At 67.7% G+C, this 22,878-nt stretch carries 23 protein-coding genes and 2 pseudogenes; 14 read left to right on the top strand and 11 right to left on the bottom strand.

Going from position 1 to position 22,878, the window contains the following annotated elements; genetic code table 11:
* Positions 1 to 39: 39 nt before the first annotated feature.
* The 5 genes from ACIRQ9_RS23555 (at position 40) to ACIRQ9_RS23535 (ending at position 2,221) form a co-directional block, all read left to right on the top strand.
* On the top strand, positions 40 to 366 hold the full coding sequence (locus ACIRQ9_RS23555; protein WP_404176932.1) for a hypothetical protein: 327 nt from the start codon (positions 40 to 42) through the stop codon (positions 364 to 366).
* Positions 367 to 502: 136 nt separating this feature from the next.
* Positions 503 to 1,273 carry an IS5 family transposase gene (locus tag ACIRQ9_RS23550; RefSeq protein ID WP_404176716.1) on the top strand — a complete coding sequence of 257 codons (771 nt, stop codon included), beginning with the start codon at positions 503 to 505 and terminating at the stop codon, positions 1,271 to 1,273.
* A 15-nt stretch (positions 1,274 to 1,288) separates the two neighbouring features.
* A complete protein-coding gene (locus tag ACIRQ9_RS23545; protein WP_404176929.1) occupies positions 1,289 to 1,396 on the top strand; it encodes a hypothetical protein in 108 nt (35 codons plus the stop codon).
* 22 nt (positions 1,397 to 1,418) lie between these two features.
* The gene (locus ACIRQ9_RS23540; protein WP_404176713.1) at positions 1,419 to 1,841 is read left to right on the top strand and encodes a hypothetical protein; all 423 of its coding nucleotides are present in this window, start codon (positions 1,419 to 1,421) and stop codon (positions 1,839 to 1,841) included.
* Positions 1,842 to 1,894: 53 nt separating this feature from the next.
* Positions 1,895 to 2,221, top strand: coding sequence for a DNA/RNA non-specific endonuclease (locus tag ACIRQ9_RS23535; RefSeq protein WP_404176710.1), 327 nt, complete (start codon positions 1,895 to 1,897; stop codon positions 2,219 to 2,221).
* 614 nt (positions 2,222 to 2,835) lie between these two features.
* Here ACIRQ9_RS23535 and ACIRQ9_RS23530 read toward each other — a convergent pair.
* On the bottom strand, positions 2,836 to 4,158 hold the full coding sequence (locus ACIRQ9_RS23530; protein WP_404176707.1) for a tyrosine-type recombinase/integrase: 1,323 nt from the start codon (positions 4,156 to 4,158) through the stop codon (positions 2,836 to 2,838).
* The gene (locus tag ACIRQ9_RS23525; protein ID WP_404176704.1) at positions 4,155 to 4,340 is read right to left on the bottom strand and encodes a helix-turn-helix domain-containing protein; all 186 of its coding nucleotides are present in this window, start codon (positions 4,338 to 4,340) and stop codon (positions 4,155 to 4,157) included. The genes ACIRQ9_RS23530 and ACIRQ9_RS23525 overlap by 4 nt, the downstream gene beginning before the upstream one ends.
* Before the next feature lie 38 nt (positions 4,341 to 4,378).
* On the opposite strand from ACIRQ9_RS23525, the gene ACIRQ9_RS23520 reads away from it, so the two are divergent.
* Positions 4,379 to 4,819 (top strand): hypothetical protein, encoded by a 441-nt coding sequence (locus ACIRQ9_RS23520; RefSeq protein WP_404176701.1) that lies wholly within the window; start codon positions 4,379 to 4,381, stop codon positions 4,817 to 4,819.
* A 91-nt stretch (positions 4,820 to 4,910) separates the two neighbouring features.
* Here ACIRQ9_RS23520 and ACIRQ9_RS23515 read toward each other — a convergent pair whose 3' ends face one another.
* The 3 genes from ACIRQ9_RS23515 to ACIRQ9_RS23505 form a co-directional block, all read right to left on the bottom strand.
* Positions 4,911 to 5,279 (bottom strand): hypothetical protein, encoded by a 369-nt coding sequence (locus tag ACIRQ9_RS23515; protein WP_404176698.1) that lies wholly within the window; start codon positions 5,277 to 5,279, stop codon positions 4,911 to 4,913.
* Entirely contained in the window at positions 5,276 to 5,584 is a 309-nt protein-coding gene (locus ACIRQ9_RS23510) for a hypothetical protein (RefSeq protein WP_404176696.1), read from the bottom strand. The genes ACIRQ9_RS23515 and ACIRQ9_RS23510 overlap by 4 nt, the downstream gene beginning before the upstream one ends.
* Before the next feature lie 138 nt (positions 5,585 to 5,722).
* On the bottom strand, positions 5,723 to 6,919 hold the full coding sequence (locus ACIRQ9_RS23505; RefSeq protein WP_404176693.1) for a helix-turn-helix domain-containing protein: 1,197 nt from the start codon (positions 6,917 to 6,919) through the stop codon (positions 5,723 to 5,725).
* 785 nt (positions 6,920 to 7,704) lie between these two features.
* On the opposite strand from ACIRQ9_RS23505, the gene ACIRQ9_RS23500 reads away from it, so the two are divergent.
* A complete protein-coding gene (locus ACIRQ9_RS23500; RefSeq protein WP_404176690.1) occupies positions 7,705 to 8,091 on the top strand; it encodes a hypothetical protein in 387 nt (128 codons plus the stop codon).
* 1 nt (position 8,092) lies between these two features.
* Positions 8,093 to 8,353, top strand: coding sequence for a hypothetical protein (locus ACIRQ9_RS23495; RefSeq protein WP_404176687.1), 261 nt, complete (start codon positions 8,093 to 8,095; stop codon positions 8,351 to 8,353).
* A gap of 1,097 nt (positions 8,354 to 9,450) precedes the next feature.
* Here ACIRQ9_RS23495 and ACIRQ9_RS23490 read toward each other — a convergent pair.
* Positions 9,451 to 9,629, bottom strand: a pseudogene (locus ACIRQ9_RS23490) (IS5/IS1182 family transposase); the annotation flags it as partial.
* A 279-nt stretch (positions 9,630 to 9,908) separates the two neighbouring features.
* On the opposite strand from ACIRQ9_RS23490, the gene ACIRQ9_RS23485 reads away from it, so the two are divergent.
* Both ACIRQ9_RS23485 and ACIRQ9_RS23480 read left to right on the top strand, forming a co-directional pair.
* Positions 9,909 to 10,289, top strand: coding sequence for a hypothetical protein (locus ACIRQ9_RS23485; protein WP_404176684.1), 381 nt, complete (start codon positions 9,909 to 9,911; stop codon positions 10,287 to 10,289).
* 310 nt (positions 10,290 to 10,599) lie between these two features.
* A complete protein-coding gene (locus ACIRQ9_RS23480) occupies positions 10,600 to 12,504 on the top strand; it encodes a BTAD domain-containing putative transcriptional regulator (RefSeq protein ID WP_404176927.1) in 1,905 nt (634 codons plus the stop codon).
* A gap of 233 nt (positions 12,505 to 12,737) precedes the next feature.
* On the opposite strand, the gene ACIRQ9_RS23475 is transcribed toward ACIRQ9_RS23480, so the two are convergent.
* Positions 12,738 to 12,989, bottom strand: coding sequence for a hypothetical protein (locus tag ACIRQ9_RS23475; RefSeq protein ID WP_404176681.1), 252 nt, complete (start codon positions 12,987 to 12,989; stop codon positions 12,738 to 12,740).
* 176 nt (positions 12,990 to 13,165) lie between these two features.
* Here ACIRQ9_RS23475 and ACIRQ9_RS23470 point away from each other — a divergent pair, with 176 nt between their 5' ends.
* Positions 13,166 to 15,037 carry a nuclear transport factor 2 family protein gene (locus tag ACIRQ9_RS23470; RefSeq protein ID WP_404176678.1) on the top strand — a complete coding sequence of 624 codons (1,872 nt, stop codon included), beginning with the start codon at positions 13,166 to 13,168 and terminating at the stop codon, positions 15,035 to 15,037.
* A gap of 188 nt (positions 15,038 to 15,225) precedes the next feature.
* Positions 15,226 to 16,281 carry a TetR/AcrR family transcriptional regulator gene (locus tag ACIRQ9_RS23465; protein ID WP_404176675.1) on the top strand — a complete coding sequence of 352 codons (1,056 nt, stop codon included), beginning with the start codon at positions 15,226 to 15,228 and terminating at the stop codon, positions 16,279 to 16,281.
* Positions 16,282 to 16,671: 390 nt separating this feature from the next.
* Here the strand turns inward: ACIRQ9_RS23465 and ACIRQ9_RS23460 are convergent, their stop codons facing one another.
* The 4 genes from ACIRQ9_RS23460 to ACIRQ9_RS23445 all read right to left on the bottom strand — a co-directional run bounded on the left by ACIRQ9_RS23460 (position 16,672) and on the right by ACIRQ9_RS23445 (position 21,257).
* A complete protein-coding gene (locus ACIRQ9_RS23460) occupies positions 16,672 to 17,349 on the bottom strand; it encodes a TetR family transcriptional regulator (RefSeq protein ID WP_404176672.1) in 678 nt (225 codons plus the stop codon).
* 26 nt (positions 17,350 to 17,375) lie between these two features.
* On the bottom strand, positions 17,376 to 18,875 hold the full coding sequence (locus ACIRQ9_RS23455; protein WP_404176669.1) for an aldehyde dehydrogenase family protein: 1,500 nt from the start codon (positions 18,873 to 18,875) through the stop codon (positions 17,376 to 17,378).
* A 640-nt stretch (positions 18,876 to 19,515) separates the two neighbouring features.
* Positions 19,516 to 20,511, bottom strand: a complete 996-nt coding sequence (locus ACIRQ9_RS23450; protein WP_404176923.1) for an NADP-dependent oxidoreductase — start codon at positions 20,509 to 20,511, stop codon at positions 19,516 to 19,518.
* A gap of 122 nt (positions 20,512 to 20,633) precedes the next feature.
* On the bottom strand, positions 20,634 to 21,257 hold the full coding sequence (locus ACIRQ9_RS23445; RefSeq protein ID WP_404176666.1) for a TetR/AcrR family transcriptional regulator C-terminal ligand-binding domain-containing protein: 624 nt from the start codon (positions 21,255 to 21,257) through the stop codon (positions 20,634 to 20,636).
* A gap of 85 nt (positions 21,258 to 21,342) precedes the next feature.
* On the opposite strand from ACIRQ9_RS23445, the pseudogene ACIRQ9_RS23440 reads away from it, so the two are divergent.
* Positions 21,343 to 21,504 (top strand): annotated as a pseudogene (locus ACIRQ9_RS23440) (transposase); the annotation flags it as partial.
* Positions 21,505 to 21,799: 295 nt separating this feature from the next.
* The gene (locus ACIRQ9_RS23435; RefSeq protein WP_404176663.1) at positions 21,800 to 22,729 is read left to right on the top strand and encodes an SDR family NAD(P)-dependent oxidoreductase; all 930 of its coding nucleotides are present in this window, start codon (positions 21,800 to 21,802) and stop codon (positions 22,727 to 22,729) included.
* Positions 22,730 to 22,878: the final 149 nt, after the last annotated feature.

Genomic DNA, 22,878 nt, shown 5'->3' with positions numbered 1-22,878 from the left:
GGGCGGAGACTCTGAGGGCAGGATGTCTTCGTGCCCACCATGGTTGTTGAGATCCACGTGCCGTTGCTGCCGATGCCAGACCTGCCAAACGGCTCCTACCCGTTTCCCTGGATCGAGGAGGTCGAGGACTTCCTGTCCGGTCTCGAAGACCAAGGTGACGTGGAAGTCTTCGATGAGGGAGAGGAGGACGGGGACGTCTACGTCTTCTTCGTCACCGGAGCCGGTGAGGGAGATCTTCTGGCGGCGGCGTCCCGCGTGGCCACGCTGCCTGGGGTCCCTGCGGGAACCGTTGCGGTCGTGAGTAACGACGAGGCCGGGGAGTTCGGTCTGGGACGACGGGTGGCGCTTCCGCTGCCTGTGCTCTGAAGACCGGTGCGGAGCCTCCGCCCCCTGTCCAGGTCACCTCAGGTCGCACGGCAGCGGGGCACCGAGTGCGTAACGAAGTGAAGCTCCTGGTAGACGAGTTGTCGACCAAGATCAACCTGTCCGCCCGGAGCTTCGCATGCTTGTCTACCCATCGGGACTCGATCTGTCCAGTTCAGCCCTGCGGTTCCTGGCCAGGAAGCTGACTGCCTTGCGCCGTGAACGCGGAACGCGGTGGCGCAGGCTCGGAACGGATCGGCAGGCCCTGCTGGTCCTCGCCCACCTGCGATGCGGACACACCTACGCCCAGCTGGCCACCGGGTTCGGGATCAGCCTCAGCACCGTCTACCGGTACGTGAGCGAGGCCGTCGAACTGCTGGCCGCCCTCGCTCCCGACCTCGCCCAAGCCGTACGCGCCGCCTCCCGCAAAGCCTTCGTGATCCTGGACGGAACTCTCCTGCCGATCGACCGCATCGCTGCTGACCAGCCCTTCTATTCCGGCAAACACAAGAAGCACGGCATGAACGTGCAAGTCCTGGCCGACCCGGCAGGGAGACTGCTGTGGGCCTCACCCGCGCTGCCCGGAGCCGTTCACGACCTTCGTGCGGCCCGCGAACACGGCATTCTCGACTCTCTGGCCGCGGCCGGCATACGCTGCTGGGCCGACAAGGGATACCAAGGAGCCGGCGGAACCGTCCGTGTGCCCTACCGCGGTCGCTGGGAGAAACTCTCCGCCGGTCAGCAGGCGGTCAACCGGGCCCATGCCAAAATCCGGGCGCTGGGCGAGCAGGCCATTGCCACGCTCAAGACCTGGCGACTGCTGCGCAAGCTGCGATGCAGCACCACCCGCATCACCAGCCTTGTTCAGGCCGTCCTCACCCTCCACATGACCTGCTCAAACCAAGGTTGAAAACGGCTCAATGGCCTGAAGAAGCCTTGCGGACGCTGTCAGGGCATGATGAATGAATTCATGGATCTCTATGGCGTCGAAATAGAATATACCTGGAATGGCGGGGTCAATAAATGGCCCTAGCGAGTGAAATCTGGGAGGTGTCATGGAATATGTAGTGCAAGTGATGCACGAGGACGAATCTCCGCGCTATCAAACCTACTGTCTGGCACTCTATGAGAGTTGGGATGAGGGTGCCATAGGATTCGAATTCCAGCGCGACCTTCGAGACCCGAGTGATCCGCGCGCCTGGAATCCTCCCGTTTACTGTGTTGTAAACGGGGCCCATGATGCCAGCTATGGTGGCGTTAGGCGCGTCAACTGGATTGGAGGCTCGGTTGAAATGGAATTTACTCCCGAGTCGGCATTGGAACTTGGCATTGCTGGCGAAATTGTGAAGCTGGCCTTCGCTGGCAATATTCGCGATGTTGAGTCAATAAAGAGAGGGTTGGTTCGCATCTTCTCCTACGGCCCACCTGACCAGCGTCCAGAGCTGATTGGGTTCGACACGCCTGCAGTAGGGAGTTAGTCTCGATCGTTCATGAGTCCTCGTCGGTTTGCTGACGGGGACTCTGCGTTTGTGTGGTGCGGTCTTTGCGGGGCTGGGGTAGATTCACTGGAGGGCGTCCGATTGGAGATCAGGCGCGTGGTCACTTGCTTGGAAGGCAGCTCGGTGGCTCTGGTGATATTCCAGAGAATTTGGTAACGCTTCTCCAGAACCCCGTGAATACTCCGATCATGAGCGGCTTTGAAAGGCAAGTTCGACTGGCCGTAGAAGGTGGTCAATTTGTCCAATACTCGGTCACTCCTATATATGAGGGAAGTAATCTAGTGCCGCGCGCCGTAACCCTTTCGGCGTATGGCAACGGAGACTTTAGTCTAAATGTCACAATTTTGAATGGGAGGTAGCATGAGCATCGACGAACTAGCGTCCGTCGTGTCGCCTCCCTTGGGTGTCCAGCCTGGTGAAGTCGACTGGCAGTCTGTCGAGCGCCTGATTGGTTGCGGCTTGCCCGCCGACTATAAGGAGATGGTCCGGCGATACGGTCCGGGCTGCTTCTCGTAGTTCATTCACATCTATCAGCCTTCGAGTGAACTGCGGGCCATTGATCTTCCTACTCAAGTTGGCGAGTCGTTGTGGGCGCTCAGGTATCTGAGAGACGCAGGTGAGCCAATGCCGTATCGGATCGACGATCCAGCGGAAGTGCTCGCTTTCGGCCGAACGGACAACGGGGACGTTCTCTTTTGGAGGCGTCTGGACATTGAAGCTCCTGATACATGGACCGTTCTTGTGAAGGAGCCTCGGGGTGAAGAGTGGTTCGAATTCCCTGGTGACATGTCGGGATTCTTGGCCAAGGTCCTAGATCGTACAATTGCTGTGCCTATTTTTCCGCGACGATTCCCGTCAATGGCACCGATCTTTGAGTCTTACTAGCGGCCTTCCTTAATTGCGTCAGCGGCCCCGCCGGATTTGATTCCGGTGGGGCCGCTGTGGTGTTTGACGGCAGTAGTTGACGGCAACGTCAGCGGACGGGTGCTGCACAAGGCGTTGGATCGTCGCCGTCGTCTGGCTTGGCGGCGGTGTCGGTGAAGTTGCCGAGCGCGCGTCCGAGGAGGTCGATGGCCTGGCGTTGGAGGCGGAGGCGGACGTGGGCATACACAGTCGCGGTGACGCCGATGTGGGCGTGGCCGAGGAGTTCTTTGATGACGACGAGTTCGACGCCTTGCTCCAGGAGCAGTGTCGCCGTTGAGTGGCGGAGGTCGTGGAACCGGATCGGTCGTAGGTGGGCGTTGCGGAGCAGTGCGTTGAACTGTCGGGTGAGGGTGGCGGGTTCGATCAGGTGTCCGTCGGGGCGTGTGAAGACGTGGCCGGTGTCATGCCAGTCGGAGCCCGTCTTCTCCTTCTCCTTCTCCTGGGCCTGGTGCTTGCGGTGAGCACGGAGTGAGGTGACGCAGGAGGCCGGGAGTGCGATGCGGCGTTCGGAGCTGATGGTCTTGGTGGGGAGCGTGGCCAGGCCGCGGCTGTTCGTGCGTTGGAGGGTGCGGCCGATGGTGGCGGTGCCGCCGTCGAGGTCGGGGTCTTCCCAGCGAAGGCCGAGGAGTTCGCCCTTGCGCAGGCCGGTGCGCAGGGCGAGTTCGAAGAGTGTGGCGTGCCGGTGGTTCCGGGCGGCGGCGAGGAACTGTCGGGCTTCGTCGGCGGTGAGGGGGTTGAAGCGGCGGGGGTGTGGGACTCCGGTGCGGACGTTGCGGGCGACGTTGCGGGGGATCTCCTCTTCGCGGACGGCGTGTTCCAGGGCGGATTTGAGTACGGAGTGGATGTAGGCGAGTGTGAGAGGGGAGAGGTGCTTGCGGCAGCACTGGCCGAGCGCGCAGCAGCGTGGGCGGTGGCCGGTCTGGGCGTCGGGCTTGCGGCGGGCGTCGATGCCGCGTGCGCAGCATTGGCAGACGGTCCGCAGTCCGTTGAGCCAGGTGCGGACGTCCTTGGCGGTGAGCTTGGCGAGCTTCTTCCGGCCGAGGCCGGGGATGAGGTAGTGCTCGACGACGGCGGTGTAGTGGGTGTGGGTGGTTTCGCGGAGGTGGTGGACGGCGACGTTCTCCAGCCAGTACGTCAGGTACGCCGCGAGGCTGCCCTGCGCGGTGACGATGGGGACGCCGCGATTGCTGGCGGCGATCTTCTCGGTTAGCTTGGCCAGCGCCTCCGTGCGTGAGCTGCCGTAGACGTGGACGCGTTTGCGGGTGTTGCCGGGGGCGAGGACGTATCCGGCGGCTTCCCAGCGGCCGTCCTTGCGCTGGTAGACGGTTCCGTCGCCGTTGGCGCGGGTCTTCTTGCGCTTGGGGGCGGTCATCGGGTGGCCTCTTCCAGGTTGTGCTGGACGTAGTCAGTGAGTGCGTGGGCGGGGATGCGGCGGGCGCGGCCGATGGTCAGGGAGGCCAGGCGGCGGGTGCGCAGGAGGTCGTAGAGGGCGGAGCGGCCGATCTTGAGGCGGGCCATGGCCTCGGGGACGGTGAGGAGTTCGTCGTCATGCACCAGTGGTCACCGCCAGCTCGTGCGTCGGGCTCCCGCCGATGAGTGCGAAGATCCGTAACGGCTCGTTGTCCAAGGGCACCCGGCTGACGGCAGCGGAGGCTGCCGAGGTCATCGGCCACAGCGAAGAGAACACCGAACAGGCCCTGGCCACGCTGGCCCTCGAAGGGCACGTCCGCAAGGTCTACCGGAATCCGCGCAGGAAGATCCCCTCCCGTACCCGGCCGAGCGAGCCGCAGCCGGAAGAGCTGGCCTACGTCATCGGCGAAGGCCTCTTCTGGGGCGAGTCAGGAGACACGGGCGGCACCGAGGGCAGCTCAGGAGAGCAGCCACCGCACCCCACTCCGCCCGCATCCGGGGACATGGATCTGGCGGGCAAGCTGGATCTGATCCTGGAGCAGATGGCCGACATGCGCGAGCGCCTGGAGCGCCTGGAACAGGCGAGCCCTCGTCCAGGAACCAAGCGCTCGAAGGGCACCTGACGGCATGCAAGGAAGATCCCCGGGAAACCATGGCTCTCCGGGGATCGCTTCCGGCCCGGCCTGGATGGGACCAGGGAGCCACGAGGAACGGTCAGCGGCAGACGGCCGGGTACGAACTCTCCTGCCCGTTTTCCTCGTCCTCCAGGTCGTCCACGGTGTCGAGATCGTCGTCGATGGGTGTGCGCAGGCGTGCGCCGCGACTCACCGCGATGCGGTGCACGTTGCCGAGTGCTTCAGTCAACTGGACTGCCAGCAGGTGAAGTTCGCCCGGCGTCCACTGCCGGTTGTCCAGGACTTGCTTGGCCTCATGGAAGAGTTCCCCGGCCAGGCCGAGCTGGGTCGACTCCATGTTGTCGGCGAGCCGGGACAGGTATCCGGCCCTGTCGCCTGCGAGATAGCACGGCTTGCCCTCGGGCCCGGCCCACGGCAGCAGGCGCAGCTGTCCGGTCCCGCTCGTCACGCCGTGACCTCCACTCGGTCGAACAGCTGGGGACTGATGTCGATGCCGCGCACTGCCAGCCGGAGCGTGCGACACCGTGCCTGCTGCTCCTGCTCCTCCCGCCGCTCGTGCGCGACCAGATACGAGCGGACCAGCCCGACCTCCTCACCGTGTACTACTCGGGCGGCCGGTACGCGAGCCGGACAGGCCCTCGACGCCTCTACAGCAAGGCCGGCGGACGGGTGATCAGTTCTGCGATGGCGGCCCGGTGCGGGCCACAGCAGCCGCATCAGCGGCTCGAAGATGCGGGCGATACAGTGCGGCATGTCGACGCTCCTTGTCAGCGTTGGCCATGCCCCCGGACCGTTCGCGCGGTCGCGGGGGTCCTGACGAGACGTCAGCCTGCCGACTCGCGATGCACCGCGGTTGCACCGAAGGGTGCAACTCCTCCCGCCAGAAATCCGCTATATCCCGACCCACTCCGCGTACTGCGCCAACGAGCCGTTACGCGCCCGCTCCCGCCGCTTCAGCGCCAGTACGGTCTCCCGCACGGTCGGGTGGTAGCGGGTCTGCTGCGGGGCGATGCGCCGGGCCTGGTACAGGCAGTCCAGCGCCTTATCCGGGTGGCCCGCCCACGCGTGGGCCCGGCCGAGGTCCATCCAGTGGTGACCGGCCCGGGAACGGGTCCAGCCGCGTGGAATGCGCACGTTGTCGGCGAGTTCGATCGCACGCCCGAAGTCGTCAGCCTCCGAGGCGATCGCCACGGCATGCACACCGACGTTCACCGGTCCCCAGGTGACGCCGAAGTCGGGCAACTCGCCTGTGGCCCGGGCAAGGGCACGGGCCTCGGCGAGGCGGGCGTCGGCGTGGTCCCTGTCCTTCATCCGGCCTGCGATGGTCGCGGCACGCAGGTGCAGCATGCCCCGCATCGCCTCGACGCCCGCCGGGCGGCGTGACTCCTGGCTGCCGAGGTCCCGCAGAGCCCGATCGACCACCCGCAGACCCACGTCGTACCGACCCGAGGACAGCGTGGTCTGCGCACGCAGAAAGGCATGCATCGCGGCCAGCCCCGGCTCGTCGGCGCGCGGCGCGGTCCACGCGAGTCGGTCCAGCGCGACGGTGGCCAGATCGAGGAAGCCGAGCTTCCACGCCACGGTGAACACACACCGGAACGTCTCCGCCAGGCACTCGTAAGCCAGCCGCTGCTCTTCCCCGGTGCTGGTGTGCACTGCCTGCACCGACTCGTCGATCAGCACGGGCAGGTCGCGCACCATGTCCGTGTACTGCGCCTGGCGGCGCTGCTCCAGCGCTCGCTGGACATCCGCCCAGAGCAACGAGGCCGGGCGCGGAGCTGTCTCCCAGTCCAGAGCGATGTCCCAGTTCTCCAGCCCCTCACGGATCGGCTGGATCAGGGCATCCATGCGGTCGCGCCGCAGTTCGTCGGCGTACGGCTGTCCCAGCAGGTCGGATGTGGAAACACCCAGTGCACGGGCACAGGCGGCGACAAGAGCTGGGGAAGCGGGCTTCTGTCCGCACTCGACCTTCGACAACAGCGACTTCGACAGGTGCGCCCGCATCGCCAGCCCTTGCTGCGTCAGGCCGCGCTGCTTCCGGATACGGGCGATCCGAGCGCCGGCGTGTTCCTCGATGCTCTGCGACACGGCGAACTCCGTTCTGCGGCAACACTCAGACGGTACCCCCAGCACACGGTCCCGGAGCGGCCGAACAGCGATCATCCCGGCTGCCCGCAGGACAACACTCCAAGCCGAACGACCAGCCAGTGCCCACGGCGTACCACCGAAGCGGGATGCGTCCAAACTTTCTCAACGTCTTCAAGGCGACCCGCTGACGCGGGTCGCGCGCGGCACGGCCGCCCACCCGGCCCGCTCTCGGCTCCGCCACCGCGGGCGGGCCAGCGACCAGGCCGCGCAGAAGCGCGTAGCGGACCACCGGAAGCGCGGAGAAAGCCGGACGCGTTCGCACGACGATCGCCAGGCCGACGGCGAGGCGGCGGCCGGGAGTTGGCCACGGCGAAGGCCCGGAGGTGGGGCCGGTCGGCTCCGTGTGCTTTACCCACCTCCCCAGGTCGGGGCCCGCGTCGGGCAAGGCCAGGGGGCCACTCGTTCAAATTCCGGGCAGGAACACGACCTGCCCGAGTTGCCGGGCCAGCGTACGGCCCCCTGACCATGCCCGACCCCAACCCGGGCAGGACACCGGCCAAAGCCCACTCCACCGCCCTCACGCAGGCAGCAGTCTGACGGCAACGCCGACGGCAACACAGGCACACAGCACAGCACTTCCGCGCACCCCCACGGACCGGCAGGAATTCGCTGACCAGCGAAAATGCAGGTGACGACCGCCCCGCGAGCACACGTACTATGTCGTGGCGGGCGGCGTCCCAGTCCTGGTTCACAACACCTGCGGGGAATTGCCCGACGGTGTAACCGTGACGAAGGACGACAGCTCGATTGTGATTCACCATGCTGAAAGCGGATCTATGGCGATCGGCCTGCTTGACGATGCTGGAAAGCTGACGCTGGGCATGGATCGCCTGAGTGGATCTCCTTTGTCTGGGAAGCAGATGTTCGGCATGGTGATGGATCACTTTGGAGACGGGGTTAAGAGCATTGAGGGAAACTCGTCATACGGTGACAATCTCGCTGCATTCAATCAATTGGTAACGGGAGGGACGCCTTTGAAAACGGCCGCCAGCGGAACCTGGACGGGGCAGAGAGCTGCCGAATACGGGTTCACGCGTGTTCGTATCACTAGGGCCATCCCATCCATGGACGATGGGTATGATCGCGTCTCGGCCCTCTTTAGTAGGCCCTGACGTGAAGCCTGGTCAGTGGGTGGAAACGCTTCGCGAGCTCGCTTCATCTGGGATGGATATCGTAGATGTTGCTGAGCATGTGCGCGATGGGAATGCGGATTTTTCGGTGCGCTCGATGGAATGCCTAAATGAATTTCGAGTCGCATTTGGATTGTCCATCAGGCAGATGCAGGATATTGGCGGGTGGTACGAAGGGACGGTCTCTTCTGCCGCCCTCCGGGAAGAGATTCAGATTTCCTCAAATCGGCCTCCTTTGAAATGAGGATAGAAATCAGAAATGATCTGCCGTCTCGAGCGCGGCAGTCATGATGGTGAGGGGGATCTCAAGTTCATTTGATGGCGCTCAAAACTCTGGGATAAAAATCCATAAGTCTGCTTGCTGGTGGCAGAACGCTCGCGCTGCGCCGTCGGCGCCTCGAACCGGCTGCCGCTCCTGCCTCATCAGGGCTTCTGCGGCCCGGACTGCTCGCTGTGCTCGCAGGACTTGCGATTACCTGCGGTCTCTTTCCTGTGATCGTCGGAGCCGGTGTGCTTTTCGTGCGTTGAGATGCGGTGACGACGGCCCGCATTTCAAGTGGGAACGCCGCAACGTCCCCGCCGGCGCCGCATTCGCGCGGACCGGCAGGGCGATGCGGCAAATCTCTCGACGGGCCCTCAGATGTCCCGGAAGAGACCAGCGGACGCGGTGACCTGCCGCGATGCGTGGCTGATGACAGCTGGCCTGCGCGAATGAACAGTCAGCTTTCATGTTCGTGCCGGTTGATGGGGCCGGAAGGCCCAGAGAAGTCCCAGAGGACTCTCGCTGCTGACGGATGCCCTTTCAGTTCTGTACGCCCATGCGAGCTCGTCAACAATAGACGGGAAGACCAACTTCGGGACCGGCCCCGGGTGCGCAGGGATCACGTCTTGGACCCACACCCGTCACGCGCGGGACTGGGATCAACCGCGCGTGCGCGGGGACCACCGAGAGTCGTCCGAGCGAGTCGACCACGTCGCGGGGTCAACCCACTTCCGCTCGAGCGGAGGTGACCCAGCCGCATCACCAGGTCGGGGAACCGGCGGCGCCTGCTCTCCGCGCGAGCTGTTCGTGAAGACTCCAGACGGACGTTGCTCTCCGCGCGAGCGGAGGTGGCACAACCGGTCGTCCACCGGCTTAGGTCCCGGTGATTGCTCAGGCCAGGGCGGGAGCAGCGGTTCAATCCTTGCCCACAGATCGACGTCCACGGTCCGCGGGGAAGTCGTCACACGACGCGAACGGCCGGATCGTCACATCGGTCCCGCCCGACCGGAGCGCCTCAGCAAGATCCTGTTACGAGCACTTGGAAGGCACGTGCTCTATCCACTGAGCTGGAGCGTGAAGGCGGCTTCGACGACCCAGCGGTACACACCCAGGCCGGAGTCGCGCCCGTTCCACGGTGGGCGATGGCCGGGCGGATGCCCACCTCACGCACAGTCCGGCGGTAGATGTCGTACTCGTAGCCGCGGTCGGCGTACAGCACACCGGGGCGTCGGCGGGGTCGCCCGCGCTTGCCCTGGACCGAGGGCACGGCGCTGTGGCAGCGAGTCCGCGCTCCTGGCCGACGAACCGCTGCTGGACGTGGACGAGACCGCACCGCCGCGGCCGGATTCGGAAGCCGCCTACTGCGCGGTCAAGGCCATCGCCGAGAAGGTCGTGCGGGACGTCAACGCGCCGGGCTTCACCACCGTCTCCATACGGCCGCGGTTCGTCCGGGGCCCTGACAGCAGCCCTGACCGAAGGCCTGGCCGCCGCGGCCGGGCCGTTCGCATGGATCGAGGGCGGCCGGCACACCACCGATGTGACGTACGTGGACAACGCCGTCGAGGGCTTGATACGCGGATGGCAGCACGGCCGACCGGGTCAGGCGTACTCCGTCACCGACCAGCATCCGGTCATCCTGCGGGATTTCCTGGAGACAGTCTTCTCGCTCCACGGTGTCGACGCGCCCATCCCGGACAGGGACGCCGAGACCGCGGCCCAGGTGGTGCCTGTACCCGCCCGGTGGTTCGTCGGACAGCCGTGCACGCCGCGCACTGACAAAGCCGTGGCCGAACGGGGATACCGGCCCATCGTCTCGCATGAGGCCGGTTTCGCCTTTGTGAAGGAAGCGCTCGCCTCCGCCGCCGCGCGACGGACGGTCGGCGGTGCACCTGACCGTCGGTCCGCCCTCCCCGGGTGAGGGGAGCGGGGTGCAGGTGGGCGAGCGCTGAACCCGGGGGGGCTCTTGTCCGAGCCGGTAAGCACGGTTCAAAGGGTAATCTCGTCATGCGCTTCTCTGTGCGCAGGCGCGATGGGTTCCGACACGACCGCGGGCAGGGAGCCGGCCTTACTCAAGTGCCCGGCCATCGTGTGTGGGCGGGCGCGCCAGTGTTCGCGGATCCGGTCAGCGGTGAACCTCGACGCAGCGATCGCCGGACGGCTCCGCGCGGCGGTCTCGCCAGCCGGGCCGGAGTGGGGCGGCCATGAGAGAGAAAGGGTGTGGTCGCGTGATGCGTCTTGCGGTTCTTGGTCCTGTCCGCGCATGGCGACGGGACGAGGAGGTCGACCTCGGGTCTCCACAACAACGTGCCCTGCTCGCGCTGTTGCTCCTGCATGAAGGGCGCCTGGTGGCGACCGAGGCGATTCTGGAGGCCTTGTGGGGCGAGCACGCGCCTCGAGGCGCTCCGGGCACCATTCGCACCTACGTCTACCGTCTGCGCCCGATTCTCGGTGACATGGTGGTCATCGAATCGGCTGGCGGTGGCTACCGCCTCACCGTTCGTGACGGGACTTTCGACCTGAGGACGTTCCAGGAGCTGACCTCCCAGGCTCACCGGGCCCGCCGCGCCGGCGCTACGGCGAGTGCCGCTGATCTCCTGCGTCAAGCCCTCGGCACGTGGCAGGGACCGGCCCTGTCGGGGGTCCGGGGCCCTTTCTTCGACCTTGAGCGTGATCGGCTGGACGAACTGAGGCTGGCTGCTCTGGAAGAGGTGTTCGATCTTGAGCTGGAGGTCGGCGGGCCGTCTGATCTGACGTCCGAGATACGGGCAGCCGTGAGGGAGCACCCGCTGCGGGAGCGGCTGCACGAACAGCTCATGCTGGCGTTGTTCCGTGCCGGCCGCCGGGCCGAGGCTCTGGCCGCCTTCCAGCAGACACGGCGGCTCTTGCGCGACGAGCTGGGCGTGGACCCCGGGCCGGTACTTCGATCTCTCCACGACCGTATCCTGCGCGAGGGTGAGGGTTCCCACTCCTCTGCCGGGCGTGAGCCGTCCTCGCCCCCCGCGCCCGCGCCGGCTCAGCTCCCGGCGGACCTGGCAGTGTTCACCGGGCGCCGGGCAGAGATCGCGGAACTGTCCTTGGCGCTGCATAGTGCTGCGCATGCCCCGGTCGTCGGCATCACCGGTCTGGGCGGCATGGGCAAAACGGCGCTCGCGGTGCGCGTTGCGCACGCCCAACGCCGCTTGTTTCCCGATGGGCAACTCTTCGCCGACCTCGGCGGGGTAGAGGATCCGGTCGGCCCGCTGGAGGTGCTGGGCCAGTTCTTGCGTGCGGTCGGGGTGTCCCGGCTGCCGGCATCGCTGGACGAACGTGCCGCGCTGTGGCGTACGACGGTGTCCGGCCGTCGCCTGCTGATCGTCCTGGACGCGGCATCCAGCGGTGAGCAGGTGCGTCCTCTGCTGCCGGCCTCCCCCGGCTGTGCCGTCATCATGACGAGTCCGCGCCGCATCACCGACCTGCCCGGCATCCCCTGGCTGCGTCTCGGCGTGCTGCAGTCCGAGGACGCACTGCAACTGCTCGCCGCCATTTCCGGGACCCGGCGGGTGTTCGCAGAGCAGGAAGCGGCCAGTCGCCTGGTGCAGGCCTGCTCCTACCAGCCGCTCTCGGTGCATGTGGCGGCGGCCCGGTTGGATGCCCGGCCGTCTTGGACGATCGACCAGATCCTGGCCCAACTCGAGGACGATCTCCGCCAGCCGGTCGTCATGCATGAGGACTGCAAGATCGTCGACAGGCCATTCCGTGAGGCCCAGGCGCGCATGGACACCTTCCACCGCAACGCCTTCCACCTTGCCGCCGTTCCCGACTCCAGCCGGCTGGATGCCGCCATGGCAGCGGCCGTGCTCGACCTGCCGGTCAACGAAGCCACTGCCGTCATGGAAGCCCTGGTCGACGCTCATGTGGTGGAGATCTCCGAGAACGGCGACTACCACTTCCTCGGGCTCGTCAAGGCGTTCGCGAGGCGCCAGGCTCTCAACGGGCTGGGACACGACCACTGCCAGCGAGCGCTGCACCGGCTGCTGTGCCACTGCCTGAGCAGCAAGAGCACGGTGGGCGAAGAGGATCTGCGCGCGGTACTGGACCAGATCACTGATCTTCCGGACGCTCTCGCGGAAATGGTGTCGCTCTCGCTGCCCTGATGACTGCAGCGGCGGCGCACAACGACGCACCCGCCCAGGCCCCGCGAGCGTGGCGGCGTGGTGTCGTCGTTCGTATGTGCTGGGACGCGAGGTGGCCGTTAGCGGAGTGCAGGCGGGGGTGTTCTAGCGGGACAGCCCGGCGAAGACCGTCCTCCTGCAGGTGTGGGCGTCGCTGTAGTTGCGGGCACTTTGGCGTGTCTCCCGTTTCAGAGAGAGGCGAAAGCACCACCTGCTCACGCGCCCCGCTCTGACCGGCATGTCCCACGAGCCGTCCGACCGGCTCGTGGGGGAACTCCACCATTGCGCAGGGTGTTCCTGTCGGTGCCCAGGTCGGTGCCCAGGTCGGTGCCCAGGTCGGTGCCCAGGTCGGTGCCCAGGTCGGTGCCCAGGTCGGCGGGGATGCTCTTGTAGGGCGCCCCAGGTGTGGACTCGAACAGGTCCACGGCATCGGCCTTGAACTCGTCCGAGGAGTCCGCCACGGCCATCGGCGGTCTTCTCGCTTCCTCCGGATCAAGCAGATCCCGTATCAGCGTGTCTACCACTCAGGGGGCTCCCGCGTCACACGCGGGTGAGAATCGCGCGGAAGGCGACCTGTGCGGCCGATGGGTGAAACGCCCACGTCGACCCGGCATCGACGCCATGTTGACACGTGCCCAGTGCAATGGACCCCATGCTCAATCCAGTCAAGCGCGCCGGTCTGGCCGCGCAGATCACCGGGCCCGTACTCGGGCCGGAAGACGAAGGGTTCGCCGCGGAGTGCGCGCCCTTCAACCTTGCCGTGGCACACCGCCCTTACGTCGTTGTCGGAGCCACGAGCAGTACCGACGTGCAAGTCGCCGTTCGCTTCGCCGCACAGTGGGGTCTGCCGGTCGCCGTCATGGCCACCGGCCACCAGGCGACGGTCCCGGCCGATGACGCGGTCCTCATCACCACTCACCGCATGGCGCAGGTGAGCATCGACCCCGCAGCCCGCACAGCCCGCGTGACAGCGGGAACCCGCTGGCAGCAGGTGATCGACGCGGCGACCCCGTTCGGGCTTGCCCCGCTCAACGGCTCCTCCCCGCTCGTCGGAGTCGTCGGCTACACCCTCGGCGGGGGTTTGAGCCCCACAATGGGCCGCGCTCACGGGTGGGCAGCCGACCACGTCGCCTCCCTGGAGGTCGTGACAGCCGACGGCGAGTTGCGCTGTGTTGACGCCACGTCGGAACCCGACCTGTTCTGGGCACTGCGCGGCGGCAAGAGCAACTTCGGTGTCGTCACCGCAATGGAGTTCGCCCTCTTCCCGGCGGAACAGCTCTGGGCAGGCGGACTCTTCTTCGACGGGGCCGACGCAGCGGCCGTTCTGCACGCTTATGCCGAGGTCACGGCCGGGGCTCCGGACGAGTTGAGCTCATCGATCGCCCTGCTGCGCCTGCCGGCCCTGCCCGGCGTGCCCCCCTTCCTCGCCGACCGGTTCGCCGTGCACGTCCGCATTTCCTACCTCGGCCCGGAGGCCGAGGCCACCGAATTGGTGGCGCCGCTGCGGGCGGCCGCACCTGTCCTCGCGGACACGCTGGGCCCGATGCCGTACGCGTCCTTCGCGCAGATCCACAACGATCCGGCAGATCCGGCACCGTTCATGGAGCGCACCGCGATGCTGCACTCGCTGACCGGCGAGGCCGTCGCGGAGATCCTGTCCGCCGCGGGCCCGACGGCCGACTGCCCGGTGCACTTCGTCGAGTTGCGTCACCTTGGCGGCGCTCTGGCTCGGTCCGCGGACAACGCCGTAGGACACCGTGAAGCCCAGTTCGCACTCTGGATCGTGGGTGTGGGGGCGCCCGACGCCTTCACCGCGATGAACGCCTACGCCGATGAGGTCCTGCAGCGGATGCGCCCCTGGTCCACCGGCGGACGCTACCTGAACTTCATGGCCGCCCAGGACACCGAGGTCTCCGACGTGAGAGCCGCCTACGACGAAGCCGACTACCCCAGGCTCCGCAGCATCAAAAGGCGCTTCGACCCGGACAACCTCTTCCGCCTGAACCACAACATTCCCCCCGAGGAGCGCCCGATGACCGACGACAAACTGCAGCTTCTGATCGACCACGCCGCGATCGCCGACGCGCTGCACCGCTACACGGCCGGACTCGACCACGGCGACGCCGATCTGCTCACCTCGTCACTGACCGAGGACGCCATGGTCGACCTGACACCGGCCACGAGCAAGATCGGTCTCGACTTCCCCCCGCTCAAGCCGCGCGACACCGTGGTGGGAGCGCTCATCCCGGCGGTCGGCCCGCTCGACACCAGTCATGTGATCAGTAACATTCGCGCCACCGTGCACGGCGACACCGCCCACGTGAACTGCTACGCGATGGCTCAGCACTACCTGCCCGGGGAAGGCCCCAAGCCGGACCGGACTCGGCACGCGCTGATGATGAACCGCTACGACGCGGACCTGACGCGCGACGGAAGCACATGGCGCATCAGCCGACTGACGATCGACAACGCCTGGTTCGAAGGCGACGCAACCGTCCTGCTTCCCAGCGACTGACCTCAAGGCGAGAGGGGCTGACCGGGGCGGCGCCCTCCTTCTGCAGGGCGCCGCCCCGGTGCTGCCGGGCCCCACCAACACCGCCACAGAGGCGGGCCACACCCCCTCACTCACGAAACCGCCCCTGCGGGCCGGCTGCACCCAAGCCTTCAATGCCCGCCCTCCACGATCGTTCGGGAGCGTTCCGCGTGTCCACCACCTCCGATGAGCCCCACCCTCCTCGGCACTCACACTCCGACAGCGTCCAGGTACGACTCAAAGCCCTCATGGGGGACTTCCGTCACGGCGCTTGGCAGCCGACGGGTCTGGAGCGTCGCCTGGCCGAGCTTCTTGCGCAGTCGGCCGCCGGGACCGGGTCGCTCAGCGCGGTCAGTATCCGCGCCGCGCTGTGGGAGGGCTCGATGGCGGCCATTTACGAAAACAGCGGACGTTTCATCACCCTTGTTGCCGATCTGCTGCCGCTGCTCGAAAAGCCCGACGCAGCCGGGCTGCGCACGGCCGGCCTGGCGCTCGACTTCGTCGAGACGGTCGCGCAGACGGCACCGCACCGACAAGTCTCTCCTCCGTCGCCGGAATGCCTCGCTCCGAGCCTGGCAGGCAACCATCAGAGTGAAACAGCACCTCCGTCCCGGTCCCCGCGTCTCCGCGAGGACAGCGGCCGGCTGCGCGCGGACGCGGCACGCAATCACACCCGCCTGCTCAACGCTGCGGCACAGATAGCGCGGGAGCGGGGACTGAAGCATCTGACCATGGAAGCGGTGGCCCATGCGGCAGGTGTCGGCAAAGGCACCGTTTTTCGGCGGTTCGGCGACCGCACAGGTCTGATGCAAGCCCTGCTGCAGCACTCCGAGGACACCTTCCAGGCAGATCACCTCAGCGGCGTGGGCCAAGCAGACGGCCGTGATGAGGCCATCGAGCAGATTCGCGCATTCGGCGTGGCCGCCATACGACGCTATGCCCAGGAGATGGAGCTGCAGCTGGCTGCCGAGCCGTCGCCCCATCAGCGCTACCGGCGCGCACCTCGCCGCTCGTACCACGAGCGGGTCAGCGTCCTGCTCCGCCTGGCTGTACCGCAGGCAGACGCGGAACTGCTCGGCCACGCGCTGCTGGCCTACCTGGAGCCCACCCTTCTCTGGCATTTGAGCAACCAATGCAACCTACCCCTGCGGCGGCTGGAAAGCAGCTGGCTCGAACTGGTCTCCCGAGTCACCCAAGAGACCACAGTTCCGCAGGACGCGGCCTGAGGAGCTGTGCTCTTCCCAGTCTTGAGGACTGTGGTGAGGCACACGTGGTCCGGTCCGAAGGGACCGTGTGCGGTCGGGCGGGTGGTCCACAGGTCTCCCACGAGTCGGCCACGGTGGTACACGCACAACTGAGCGTTGCCGGGGTGGTCCTGCTGGGCGCGGGCGAAGGCGTCCACGACGCCTTCGAAACCTGCGGTCACGGTCCCCTCGACGGGATACGGCACGGGTGCTCCAGATGAAATGGTGGGCGGAGGGCGCGGTGAAGCGCGGGAGTGGGGGCGACCGAGGGGATCCGACCGGCCTGCCGGGGCACGCCGCCCGCCGCTAGGACTCCTACGAGGAACCCCACACCGGGTGGTCAGCCGTCCTCGGCACCCGGACCGCGGCGCGTCAGGCCTCGGCCTGGGCCGACAGCCCGACGAGCTGGGCCACCAGGCCAGCGCGGAGGTTGGCGCGGAACGCCTCCTCGGGGTCGAGCTGGCCCATCTGGGCGCTCACTGCCGCGACGACGTCGGTGGGCCGGGCGTAGGGCCACAGCCCGGCGGTGATGATGAAGACGGCTCCCGCGAACTGGTGCGTCGCGGCGCCGGACAGCGCCGGGAGCGTCGCGGCGGTGAGATCGGCGAGCCGGGCGGTGTTGGCGGCGGCGCGCTGTTTGAAGTCGCGGGCGAAGTCCAGGTCGATGTTGCGCTCCAGCACGCCGGCCATGACGCTGATGAGGTCGCACAGGACCGGCCGCTGCGCCAGGGTGTCGGCGACGGTGGCCGCGAAGACGCGCTCGGTGGCCCACGGCCCGTCGCACGGGGATGGCGGGGACGCGTCGTCGAGGGTGTCGAGCCACTGCCTCCACTCGCGGTCGAGGATCTCCAGGAAGATCACTTCCCTGGACCCGAAATACCGCAGCAGCGCGGACTTGGCCAGGCCGGTGCGCGAGCCGATGTCACCGAGGCTCACGTCCGCCGATCGGCCGTCCGCGAGCAGGTTGCGCGCGGCGTCGAGGATGGCTTCCCGCCGTGCCGCGATCTGTTCGGGCCGGCGCGCCCGCTGGAAACTGGCGGTACTGCTCATACAGGGAAGCCTAGACCTCCCGCCGCTCACGGCCCTTCGGCAGGACGCGGCAGGCGGGCCATGCGCAGGAGGTTGTTGCGCGCGCGGTCCGACCGGAACGGCGGTGCGGCGCTGTCGCCCGCCACGCGCAGCAGGAGCCGGCTGGCACGGACGACGGCCTTGGTGTTGGAGAAGGCGTCGAAGCCGACGCGGCCGCCCTTGTAGCGGCCCATCCCGCTCGGGCCGACCCCGCCGAACCCGATGCTGCCCGACATGGCGTGCAGCGCCGCGGCGTTGACGGTGACGCCGCCGGTGGAGGTGGAGGTGACGATGTGCTCGATGGAGCGCCGGTCCCAGCCGAGGACGTAGAGGGCGAGCGCCTTCGGCTTGGAGTTGACGAGCGCGACGGCCTGGTCGACGGAGCGGTACGTGTAGACGGACAGGATCGGGCCAAAGATCTCCTCCTGGTCGACGCGGGAGCCAGGCTTCGGGTTCACGACGATGGTCAGGGGGAGCTGGCGGCGTTCGGGGCTGGGCGCCTCGGCGGCGTGGACGGGCGGCTGCAGGACGCGGACCCCCGAGGCCCGGGCGTCGTCGACGAGGGCGAGGATGCGGTCGTACGCCGGCACGCTGATCATGGCCGAGTAGTTGCGGTTGCCCTGGACCGTCGGGTACGTGCGGACCGCGGCGTCGAGTGCCGCGTCGAGGAAGTTCTCCAAGTGCTCCTCGGGCACGAGCGCGTAGTCCACCGACAGGCAGATCTGCCCGGAGTTGCCGAGCCGGCCCTGGACGATCTGACCGGCCATGGCGCGGATGTCGGCGTCGGGAAGGACGATCGCGGGGCACTTCCCGCCGAGTTCGAGGATGACCGGGGTGAGGTTCGGCGCGGCCGCCTCCAGGATGCGCCTGCCCGTGGCCGTACCGCCGGTGAACAGGAACTTGTCCCAGGGCAGGGCCGCGAAGTGCGCCGACGCCTCCACACCACCGGTGACCACGGCGAGCTCCCGCTCGTCGAAGGCGTCCTGGACCAGCTGCCGGAACAGCGCCGCGGTGCGCGGCGTCAGTTCGCTCGGCTTCACGACGACCCGGTTCCCGGCGGCCAGGGCGTCGATGGCGGGGTCGACGGCGAGGCTGACGGGCGCGTTGAACGGCGACATGATGCCCACCACGCCCAGCGGTTCGGCGTACTCCCGGCTGCGGACCCCGAGCAGGCCGAGCGCGCCGCTGGACCTGCGCCGCGGCCGCATCCACCTGCGCAGGTGGCGGCGCACGTGGGCCGCGTGTGCCATCCCCGGGTACATGTCCGCGGCGAGGATCTGGTCCGGGCTGCGGTAGCCGAAGTCCGCCTCCAGCGTCGCGGTCAGGTCCTGGTAGTGGTGCTGCAGCAGGCGCTCCAGGCGCTGGATGCGGTCGATGCGCTCCTCGGCGCTGGGAGGGTCGGCCGGTGAGTACGCCGCACGCTGGGCGGCGAAGACGGCGCTGATGCGCTCGGGGCTGTCGACGGGCAGGGCCGCCGGGTCGGTGACCTCAGCGAATGGGGTGAGCATGACGTCCTCCTCGGGTCAGCGCATCCATCCTAAAAGAACGCCGTTCCGTTAACAAGAGAACGCCGTTCTTTTAAGTGGTGGCACCCGACAACCGCACCGTGATGAGCAACCGCAACCGACTGCGGAAGTCGGCTGCCGACGGCACCTCGGAGAAGGTCTTCACTACGCTGCCTGCCCAGACCTACGCGAGAGGTGACCTCCACCGGACCGCCTGGGTCGACCCGACGCTCGTCTCCGGCCGGGGAGCCGCACGACCGTCGCCTCCGAGGGCAGCAGTCTCCGGGGCGGTACTGGATCGGGGCGCACGCCGAAGCGCTCCAGCACGTGTGGCGGCGCGTCCTTCCCTGCATCGTTCCCCGGTCGCAGCAACGCCGCGGCCTCGCCTGCCACCCAGGTCTGCCGGACGCCACGGGTATGCGGCAGGTCAGGGCGGTCAAGAAGCCAGGGCACCTACCCGGCATGGCACCGGGCCCACGGACTGTCCGAATGAGCTGCCCGATCGAGCCTGGTCCGTAGATCAGCGCTGTCGACGGCCGGGGCACCCCGCACGTTTTCGCGATCCTTGCAGCGATACGTCCGATGGACGACGATCTCGACCAGGTCGGTGAGCTTGCCGGGTGAGGTGAGTTGGCCGGGTGTGTCAGTCCAGGGCCACGACGGTCTTGCCGGAGTTGACTCCGTCCAGCATGTCGATGAAGGCGGCCGCTGCGCTCTCCAGGCCCTTGGCCACGGTCTCGTGGTGGAGCAGTGAGCCGTCGCGCAGCCACTCGGCTGCCCGCGCCACGAACTCGGCGCGCAGATCGGTGTGTTCGGCGACCTGCATGCCCTCGAGCCGCAGGCTCTTGTACACGGCGAGCATGATGTTGGCCGGACCCGGGACCGGAGCGGTGGCGTTGTACTGCGAGATCATCCCGCACAGGACCGCCCGCCCGCGGTGGCGCAGCGAGTCGAGCGCCGCCTCCAGGTGGTCGCCCCCCACGTTGTCGAAGTAGACGTCGATGCCCCCGGGGGCGGCGTCGCGCAACTGCTCGGAGACCGGCGCCGTGCGGTAGTTGAAGGCGGCGTCGAAGCCGTACTCTTCGCGGAGCCGGCGGACCTTGTCGTCCGTCCCGGCCGAGCCGACGACGTAGGAAGCTCCCATGAGGCGGGCCATCTGCCCGACGAGACTGCCGACGGCACCGGCGGCGCCGGAGACGAAGACGACGTCCCCCTCCGCCAGGCCGGCGACGCGCGAGAGACCGGCGTAGGCGGTGAGCCCCGCGTTGCCGAGCACGCCGAGGTGGGCGGAGAGGGGAACGCCGGCGTGCTCCACCACGGTGATTTCGGACGCGTCCACCACCGCGTGCTCGCGCCATCCCAGCATGTGCCGCACCAGGGCGCCGACCGGCACGTCCGGCGACTGTGACGCCTCGACGACGCCGACCGCGGCCCCGGTGAGTGGTTCGCCAAGCGCGTAGGGCTGGTTGGTGCGGGTGGCGTCCATCTTGCCGCGCATGTACGGGTCCACCGAGAGGAACCGGTTGCGCACTAGCAGCCGCCCCGCCGAGAGTGCGGGCAGCTCGACGTCCCGCAGCGCGAAGTCGGACGGCTCCGGAGCGCCGTGCGGCCTGGCCGCGAGCTGCCAGGCGCGGGTCATGGTGGGGACGGGCAGGGACTCCCAGGTCTGCGTCACGGGATGCACTTCTTTCACGCCTGCGGTCGGACCCGTACGGCCCGAGCCGTCGAATATATACTGAACGATAAGTTCAGTATAGACCGCTACTCGGTTCTTCCCTCGCCGCTCCTGATCCCGCTGAGGACGTGCGCGACCGTGCGCTCGGCGAACGCCTCGTCGAGGGCGCCGTGGCCGAAGATCAGCCGGTAGTAGATCGGCGCGAAGACGAGGTCGAGGGTCGTCTCCACGTCGAGATCGGCCCGCAGTTCGCCGCACGACATCCCCTTGCGCAAAATTTCTGCGGCGACCGCGCGGCGCGGCGTCAGCCACTGCTCCCGCAGGGCGCGTGCCAGCTCGGCGTCGGACTGGGCGTCGGCGGCGAGGGCGCGCATGAGGGGGCCCGCGGTGGTGCCGGTGAAGAGGCGGACGGCCGCCGCGACCAGGATGTGCAGCGCCTCCGCCGCGCCCACGCCCTCCGCCAGCGACCAGGAGTCGGCGGCGCGGAGCATGAACCCCTCCATGGCCACCGCCCCCCGCGACGGCCACCACTTGTAGATCGTCGCCTTGCCCACCCCGGCGCGTTCGGCGATGGCGCCCATCGTGGCCGCCTTCAGCCCTCCCTCGATCATCAGGTCCCCGGCAGCCTCCAGGATGGCGGTACGCCGTTCTTCGCTGCGGGGCCTGCCCGGACCTCGGCGCGCAGCGCCCGCTGCGGTCACGTCACTCATACGCGTCTCCAAGCAGGAGGAAGAGGGTCCATATTATTAGACGCTACGTTCTGTTAGTGCGCCGGAGCCTTCAGCGCGTGGCCCCATCGTGGACGGCACCCTGGTGCCCACCCGCGACCACACGATCGCCGCGCGGTCAAAGACCTATCGGTACTCCACCCACCATCAGGTCGTCATCGACGCCGACACCCGCCTGGTCGTCGTGGTCGGCCGGCCACTTGCCGGGAACCGCGACGACTGCAAGGCATGCACCGGCCCGGAACGTCGCGCCGTGTCCTCGTCGCCTGGAGCTTCGCCGGCCAGGCCTGTGGCGCGCCGGCATGCGGGCTCGGCTTTGCGAGCGTACGCGTACCGGGGTAACGGATGCCCTCGCAGCAACCCCGAGGGCGTGCACCAGCGTGTGCTGGGGGTACGGAACGACGGGGGCGTGCTGAGGCGCACGCAGGCCACGTCACCCGGACGGCCCCGAGCGGCGACACCGGTACGACCTCGGGCATGTCACCCGGACGGGCCACGACAGCCGCCGCGGCTTGACTTCGAGCGTGCTCCAATCCCTAGAGTTCCGATCACGGATTTCCGCCCACGGATACGCCCTGCCACCGAGGACCACGGTCGCGAACGGCAACCGTGAAAGCGGCGGTGAGCACGACCGTTTACCCGGCCAGGCCGGTTCTCAGGACAGAGGTGATCCGATGAAGGTACTGGTGACCGGCGGGACGAGCGGACTCGGACTTGCCATGGCCTCCGCCCTGGCCGCGACGGGAGCCTCCGTCGCCCTGACCGGGCGGTCCGGCGAGCGTGCGGAGTCCGTCGCGGCGGGGCTGCCGGGGGCGACCGGCGTCGAAATGGACGTGCGCGACGAGTCCTCGGTGGCCAGGGCCGTCGACCGGGTGTGGTCGCGGCTCGGCGGCATCGACATGCTGGTGAACAACGCCGGCATCGGCATGCGCACGGTCAACCCGCGCTTCATGACACAGCCTCAGGGCTTCTGGGAGGTACCGTCCGACGCCTTCCGCGCAGTGATCGACACCAACCTGACCGGCTACTTCCTGGTCGCCCGCGAGATCACGCCACGGATGCTGGCATCCGGCGGTGGCCGCATCGTCAACATCTCGATGAACCACTCGACCATGCGACGCGCCGGATTCGTTCCCTACGGGCCGTCGCGTGCCGGCAGCGAGGCGATGTCCCGCATCATGGCGGCCGACCTGCGGGGCACGGGCGTCACCGTCAACCTGCTGCTGCCCGGCGGCGCGACGGTCACCGGGATGCTGCCCCAGGACGTCGCCTCCGAGGACCACGGGTTCCTGAGTCCCGCGGTGATGGGCCCGCCGATCGTCTGGCTGGCCTCCGACGACGCAGCCGGGGTGCATGACGAGCGCATCGTCGCCGCCGAGTTCGAACAATGGCTGCGGGACAGGGACAGCCGTCAGCCAAATGAAACGGGCAAGCAGGAACCAGACGCTCACTGAGTACGACTGGGGTGGGCCGGCGCGTCCAGTGGGGCACCCGTCAGGGGCTCGACGTGTCCGGGCAGGGCTCACCTTCCTGAGTCACTGAGCTTCTTCGAGCGGGCCACCGATCGGGTGACGGTCCGTGAAGCGCAACGAGCGAGGCCCCC

Origin of the sequence: Streptomyces sp. NPDC101237 (assembly GCF_044767465.1) — a bacterium.
Taxonomy (GTDB): domain Bacteria; phylum Actinomycetota; class Actinomycetes; order Streptomycetales; family Streptomycetaceae; genus Streptomyces; species Streptomyces gramineus.
Note: the sequence above shows the minus strand (reverse complement) of the source record. Positions and strands in the feature narration are given on the sequence as shown.